This window comes from Wolbachia endosymbiont of Drosophila bocki, from assembly GCF_028982005.1.
Taxonomy (GTDB): domain Bacteria; phylum Pseudomonadota; class Alphaproteobacteria; order Rickettsiales; family Anaplasmataceae; genus Wolbachia; species Wolbachia pipientis.
This window is the reverse complement of the sequence record NZ_JAPQLG010000009.1, coordinates 1-5,076: the sequence shown is the minus strand read 5'-3', so window position 1 is coordinate 5,076 and position 5,076 is coordinate 1. Positions and strand designations below refer to the sequence as shown.

Genomic DNA, 5,076 nt, shown 5'->3' with positions numbered 1-5,076 from the left:
TAGATATACCTCTTTCTTAACTATGCTTATTTTACCTCATATTTTCGAGATCCTTAACAGGTTCTTAAAACTCTCAAAACTTTATGAATTTATATGTAACCAGTGCTCCTAATTTATTTACAATTCATCACTCTCTGGGACCATACATAATTGGGGTTAAAAGGTTTGCTTGGCAAAATTACTGTTTAGTGGTATACTTAGTTAAATTGTTTTAGTAGGAGGGGAACATGGCTTGGAATTTATTTGGTGGGCTCATGCTACCAGCAGCAGATGCTACAGAAGAAAATAAAGTTAAAAGTAGGAAAAATTCTGGGGGTTCGGGTATTGAAGTCGAAGATCCATTTGTTGTAATTCCTGAAAGTTTAACTTTTGCTGAAATAATAGATATTCTAAATAATGCCATAGAATATAATAATTATGAAGAATTAGATAGAATTGTACAAGACATTGAAGATTATGAAGGCCAACCTGTTACACTAGATAACGAAAGCTTCAGAGATTCTTGTTTAAAGCAACTCGGTTTAGACTTACAAAACAGAGGCGATCACCGGCATATACATTCAAATATACTGTCACAATATAGTTTTGATCAAGTAAATAGTTATCCAGCAAAAGAGCTGGTACTTTCAGCAATTGCAGCTAATAACAAACTTGCAGAAAAATACCAGGACATACTTTTTGCTGAAGGAAATTTGAGTCTTTTACCTCTACTTATTGGCAGTCAAAAATATATTGCAGCTTTTATAGAGAGATTTCCTGACCTTTATATTGAATTAAAAAATCAGGTTGTACAACTTGTTGAACCTAATAAGATTGGCTTTTTCTCAGTTATAGCACTAAGACAAGAGCGAGAATTACTAAATACAGTTCTTATTGAGTATGTCTTAAAAGATCTTGAACAAGTGTTGCAAACAAGTAGCTTTGACCCTTTATATGGTGTGCTTGAAACAGCATCTCTCGCTAAAAATAAAGACTTTATGAAGATAGTACTGGATTCACTTGAAAGATGTATTGATGATCAGGCTAAAAAAGATCTATTAAAAAAGTGTATTGTTACTTTTTTAGAAACTGCAATAAGTCAGGAGCATGTTTCAATTGTTGAGTACTTGTGCAGAGAACGTATTGAAAAGAAAGATCCAATAATTCAAGAAATCTATAAAGAAGCATTTGCAGATGAGAAAATTATTGAACAAATTAAAAACCAGGTTCTAAAAAATATTGATAGTGCAGGTAATGGACGTAAGGAAAAAAAACAAAAGATTTATGACCTAGTTTTGCAAGCCGCCTCATGTACTGGCAGTACAGATTTTATAATAAAAGTACTAGATTTAATTAAAAATGATCCTAAATTTTTAGGCGATACAGATAGGCTGACCTTCTTGCAAAATAGTCCAGTTACTATTTTAGATAATGTTATACGTGAAAAACATTCCTCAATTATTCAAAATGTGTATACAAATTTTATATTGAAACTCGCTGAAAATTCAGGAGTGGAGTTTTTAACCATCCAACAAAGATATCAAAACGCTTGTCATACTTCTATAAGTGTAGATAATAATGTTGCCGGTCAGTTTAATGAGGAACCTAATGGAGATGATTCAAGTCTAGAACAAAATGAATTTGAAATAACTGATATTCAAGAAGAGCAAAGGCCAGGTGTTTTAGGACCAAATAAAACCGAAATTGCAGGATTTAGCCAAGAGAAGTTATTAGAAATCATCAATTTTGTTAAGGTAGGCTATTATGTTGGTGATTATAATCTTAATAATAAAAAGTTTTCTGAGTTAGAGGAAAGATCTTATAGAGTTCCAGCTAAACTTAAGGAAGAAGGTTATAAAATAATTCAATTCTATAATATGCGTGATAGTGGACAACTATATCGACATGCTGGTTATGTTTTTATAAAAGACAAGGAAATAACTATAGTTTACCGCGGTAGTCGCAATTTGTTTGACTACATGAAAGATGCTGAAATGATTTTGACTAGTTCAGATGGGCTTTTACCTGAAGGTGGAAAAATCCACTCAGGTTTTTATTCTTTATTTAAGGATTCTTGGGACAGTGTTTATGAGATATTAAAAGGATATGTTAATGATCAAAAGTTAGAAATTAAAGATTTTAAAATTAACCTTACAGGTCATAGTATGGGAGGTGCTATTGCCACCATAGCTGCTCTATGTTTAAGTGTAAGAGAGGGTGCAGAAGATTTGCATGTTGCAACTTTTGCTTCTCCAAGGGTTTTCGATTCTGCTGCTGCTGAGGTTTATGAAGAGCGCCTTGGAAAGAAAACTATTAGAGTAGTTAATCAATCAGATTTCATACCTTCATTACCACTTGGTTCTATGGGTTATAAACACGTGGGTGAACAATTAAGAATAAGTAGTAGTTCTTCACTTTATGCTCATCCATTGGACGTGTATCGCAATCTTATTGCAAATATTGAACCTGACAAATTTAAGTCTGATAATAACGTATCTATATACTATTATCCTTCTTACCTTGCTACAGTATTGTATAATGTATTCACTGCACCAAGTTACCTCATTCCAAACACCCATTCAAATGGTGATAAACAATATTTTAAACAAGTAAAGAATAAACATAAAGATGCTTCGCTTTCTGAAATGATGAAACATTCTGGATCTAGTAATGAACAGAAAGTAGTAATTTATGAGGATTCTAAACCTGGTGGAGATGAGTTTATAACCTTTGTGATGCCATCTTTACATAGACATGGAAGAAGTAAAGGGTTAAAAGTTAACCTTCCTGATATTGCTTTTTTTGTTAACAATAATTATTATCTCAGTGGAAACACTATTAGTCTGGGGCTATTGAAAACCTTAGTTGATAACTATCCAGGAAGCTTGGCACTTATGAAGAAAAAGAGTAATAAACTTAATGGAGGTTCTTCTTCTACCACAGCTATCTCAACGTTAACAATAGCTGAAGTTTCTTCAACAAATTCATCTTTAGGTGATCATAGCAATAATAATGTACAAATCGCAGTGCAGAGTGATGAGAATCAGCAAATGAATTCTGAAAAAGCTGGTAGCAGTAACACTCCAGGAATTCCTGAACAAATGCTTGTAGCAAGTAATGAAAAAGAGCTTGTAGCAAGTACAGGTTACGGTATGGGAGATGTTATTACCAAAACAGGAAATGCAAGAGATTTGCATGTTGCAACTTTGGGTACTCAACAGGTTGTTCCTCGTGGAGGGACTGTTAGTACTATTGAGGCATTAAAGAATTTGCCTAACAACAGAACAATTAAAATTTTTCTCCTTAATGGTCAGAGTGTTGCTCAAATTTTTAAAAAGTCTGATCGAGAAGCCGAACTTTCTCTCCCTAATGGTAATACCTATGGACTTAATTTGCATTTGATTAATGAAGAAAGTCTAAAAGTGCTATTTAATAAAGAAAATTCAGTTCTAGCTAATGCTATTAATGATTTTTCTACTGTTAAAGTGCCAATTTTAGAACAAAAAAGTGGTAAGAATGAACAAGCTCCTATTCAGTTAGCTGGACATGTAATACGAGAGGATTCCATACAAGTAGTACAGCCGAAAAGTTTAGTAAATATTAGGGGTAATAATGTTCAACTTGTAAACGAAGGTGATCAACCAATTCAGGAAGATAGTGGTATTGCCCTTATGGATCAATCAGAGAATGATGAACATTTTTATGATACAGTAGAAAGTCAAGATACAAACTCAGAGGAAGCACAAGTTAATAATACTCAACGCAGCGGTGAACATTCTAGTGGTCCAGAACAAACTTTAGAAATCCTTAACGAACATCATTCTAATATTACAGCTAATATTAACGATGAAGGTGTTGGCACTACTATAAATGATCAATCAACCTCTATTATCAGTAGTGATGGTGAGGATAAACAAATTCCTGTTCAACAAGCAATCCCTATAATTCCGGAAGAACTTGCTGCACAAACTACTTCAGTTACATTGATCAAAGATGATGTGGCTACAGTAAGTCAAGCTTCTATAAGTAATGATAATCATAGTAATTTAAGTAAAATTCAGTTAAATGAATCACGAACTGGCAGTGATCAAGTATCCAATCAATATAATATAGCTGTTACAAATGAAAATGTTAAAATACCAATTCTAGAACAAAAAAGTGATATCAAAACCAACGGCAAGCAGTCTACTAATCCAAACAATGGAGGTGTTACTGCGCCATCTGTTCAACTAGCTGCGCCTAAAAGTGTAGATAAGAATAGTGGTAAAAAAGATACACAACCAAAACTAATACCAACAGGGGTACCTTTAGTAGCTAGTAAAGACTCTAACCGAGTAAATAATGTTCAAGGTAACAGCAAACAACCTAGTTATCCAGGCAAAAACAACCCTGCTCTACAAAATGCAAAAAGTAAGTTGCCTGTGATAGCTGCTGCTATGTTAGCAATAACCGGAGTTGCTACAGGGATAGCTATTGCAGTTTACTTGGAAATGCTAGCAGTGGGAATAGCAGTTGGAGCTTGTTGTCTAGTTGCTGCTGCGATCATATACTATTGTAATAAACCTTTAAATTCACTTGAAGAAAGTAGTGTTAATAAATTTACAGATCGCGAAGAGCTTACTGTGTAAGGGCTTATTACACAACGGTAAATTAAGGAATAAATATTATAGTTTACCATTTAATAATTTATTATCATTATGTTAATTATCATAAAATAAGAACCAAAGCCTGATTTAAAATGCGTACTCGATAAATACTTCGGCGAAAGTACTATTGCTGATGTTTCAAGTAATCTACTGCTTACCAGTTATGATATACACAACAACTGTCCATTTTTCCTTAAAAGTTGGAGAGAAAATAGGAATTTCATCAAGCTAAAAGATGCACTCAGAGCAACAACAGCAGCACCAACATACTTTGCACCTAAGTATTTAGAAGTTAAGCAAGAGAAAAGAGTGTTAGTGGATGGAGGAGTGTTTGCCAATAATCCAGCAGCTTGTGCATATGCAAATAGTAAAAAACTTTTCCCTAAGAACCTGTTTAAAATCTTCGTAATAGGAGAGAAATGAAGGAAAGGACAATCATTTGCAAGCTGGT

General features: G+C 33.6%; 1 protein-coding gene and 1 pseudogene. Both read left to right on the top strand.

The annotated features are described in order from the left end of the window. The first annotated feature begins 227 nt into the window (after positions 1–227). The gene (locus OZD61_RS00160) at positions 228–4,607 is read left to right on the top strand and encodes a host RNA manipulator TomO (protein WP_274979392.1); all 4,380 of its coding nucleotides are present in this window, start codon (positions 228–230) and stop codon (positions 4,605–4,607) included. A gap of 102 nt (positions 4,608–4,709) precedes the next feature. Further along, positions 4,710–5,039: pseudogene (locus OZD61_RS00155) on the top strand (patatin-like phospholipase family protein); the annotation flags it as partial. Positions 5,040–5,076 lie beyond the last annotated feature (37 nt).

Excerpts from the sequence above, each read along its gene's own strand:
- OZD61_RS00160 (WP_274979392.1), top strand. The coding sequence starts at position 228 with ATGGCTTGGAATTTATTTGGTGGGCTCATGCTACCAGCAGCAGATGCT.